Origin of the sequence: Streptococcus mitis, from assembly GCF_001579035.1 — a bacterium.
GTDB classification, from domain to species: Bacteria; Bacillota; Bacilli; order Lactobacillales; family Streptococcaceae; genus Streptococcus; species Streptococcus mitis_J.
Window position 1 is genome coordinate 345,047 of record NZ_KQ970287.1, and the last position, 2,026, is coordinate 347,072.

Sequence of the window (2,026 nt, forward strand, 5' to 3'; positions counted from 1 at the left end):
AAAAATAGATAGGCACCCCACACGATGATATGCGCTTTACGAATTGACTCTAAACTACTCATCTACCTACTCCTAATATGTAAAGGGAATCCATTTTTAGTTTACATTCTCTTTCAAACAAGTCATAAGCATTTCATGATATTTCCTTCTTCTAGACCTAAACCAAGTCAGATTAAAGATACAAATATAATGATAAGGCTTTCTTTTACTTTAGACTACCATAAAACAAGGAATCTTTCAACAAAATTCATTAACAAACTACTATTCTAGAAGATTGTTAGCCCAAAACTTTCAGAATAGAACTATCCTAACTATCGAATGCTCTAACTTCATAAATATAAATGTAATTCTAAATCTAGAATTCCTATAAACTAAATATTTTCGCACTATTCTAAGCCATTGATAGCCTTAAATGTTAATTTTTGAAGAATTCTAAAGCTAGAATAGTCCCATCACAATCAGTTTTGAATGATGAACAATTTAGAAACACTATGATTCTACTCCTTTTAAACAAAAAGGAACTGCTCAAGCAATCCTTTTCTGATTTTGAAATTATTTACTTATACTCTTCGAAAATCAAATTCAAACCACGTCAGCTTCACCTTGCCGTACTCAAGTACAGCCTGCGGCTAGCTTCCTAGTTTGCTCTTTAATTTTCATTGAGTATTAAACTTTGATAGTTGAGATAATCAATAGCCCACCTATAAAAAGAGTTATAGTAAAATTCCTTATTTATTGATTTCAAGCTCCGACAACTGTGTTTGAATAACTGACAGTTCTGCACCAGCCTGAAGAAGAGCACCTGCAGTATAGGCACCTTCTACAATTGGAACCCTATTGATCATGATACTTTTATCACTGAAATCAGCCACCATTTCTAAGTTCATTTTAGCAGAACCTAGGTCAAAAAAAGCTAATAAAGTATCTGCTGGATTTTCGGAAACAATCCTATCTACTTGATCAAAACTCGTTCCAATTCCTCCATCTTCGGTTCCTCCTACATAAGTAATTGGAACATCTTTAGCTACTTCACTAATCAGTTCAACAAGACCTTGTGCAATGTTTTGGGAATGTGAAACGATAACAAGACCAATACTTCCCATTAAACCACCCCAGTTTCTAAAAGAGCAGTAAAGAGTAAGCCAGATGAGAAAGACCCAGGATCGATATGTCCAAGAGAACGTTCTCCTACATAAGATGCTCTTCCTTTAGTTGCAAGTAAATCTTTGGTAGCATTCACTACCTGATCAATAACCTCTTGAGTCAATTGGCCAGCAGACAAAGCAGCAATAACAGGAGTCCAAACATCAACCATTGTCTTCTCTCCAACTTCTGCTTTTCCACGTTTGACAATCATATCCAAACCGCTTTGTAAGATTTCCTCTATTTTCGAATTTGAATCAGCCTTGGCCATGCCCATAAAAGCAGAGCCATACAAGGGACCAGAAGCACCGCCTACCTTACTCAGTAGTTGCATTGAGACAAGTTTAAACACATCACTGCTGGTCTCAAATTGCTTTCCTTCTAAGTTTTCCATAACTGCAGCCATTCCACGCGCCATATTTCCACCGTGGTCTCCATCTCCTATAGGAGTGTCTAACTCACTAAGGTAATCTTTCTGTTCTTGAATCTTTTCATTAAAAAGCTTCATCCATTCAAGAGCTTGTTCAGCATTCATGCGACATTTCCTCCTTGAGTTTTACCAAGCTGGGGTAGTAACAGGTGCATTTAGAGCATCCAACCACTCATCATCTGCCAATCGAATCAATGTTAATGACAAGCCAGCCATATCAATTGAGGTCATATAGTTTCCAATTTTCTTAAATGCCAACTCAACATCTTTTTCATGGAGTAATTTTGCCACATCATTTGCAAATACATATTGCTCCATAAGAGGAGTGCTTCCTAAACCATTGATGAGAAGGCCATAGCGTTCACCAGCTTTAAGTTGGAAACCTTCAGATAGTTTTTCAACCAATTCTGAGGCCAATTGTGCGGAAGGTTGCATTTTCTCTTTTTTTATATC

Annotated in this window: 3 protein-coding genes; all 3 read right to left on the bottom strand. The window is 36.7% G+C overall.

Annotation, left to right across the window (positions count from 1 at the left end):
- Window positions 1–728: 728 nt before the first annotated feature.
- A complete protein-coding gene (dhaM, locus tag SMIDD26_RS06105; protein WP_061439508.1) occupies window positions 729–1,103 on the bottom strand; it encodes a dihydroxyacetone kinase phosphoryl donor subunit DhaM in 375 nt (124 codons plus the stop codon).
- Window positions 1,103–1,678 carry a dihydroxyacetone kinase subunit DhaL gene (dhaL, locus tag SMIDD26_RS06110; protein WP_050242716.1) on the bottom strand — a complete coding sequence of 192 codons (576 nt, stop codon included), beginning with the start codon at window positions 1,676–1,678 and terminating at the stop codon, window positions 1,103–1,105. Before dhaL ends, dhaM begins: the two co-directional genes overlap by 1 nt.
- Before the next feature lie 21 nt (window positions 1,679–1,699).
- Window positions 1,700–2,026, bottom strand: a 327-nt coding sequence (locus SMIDD26_RS06115; RefSeq protein WP_246746942.1) for a dihydroxyacetone kinase subunit DhaK, incomplete at its 5' end; no start/stop codon positions are given.

Excerpts from the sequence above, each read along its gene's own strand:
- dhaM (WP_061439508.1), bottom strand. The coding sequence starts at position 1,103 with ATGGGAAGTATTGGTCTTGTTATCGTTTCACATTCCCAAAACATTGCA.
- dhaL (WP_050242716.1), bottom strand. The coding sequence starts at position 1,678 with ATGAATGCTGAACAAGCTCTTGAATGGATGAAGCTTTTTAATGAAAAG.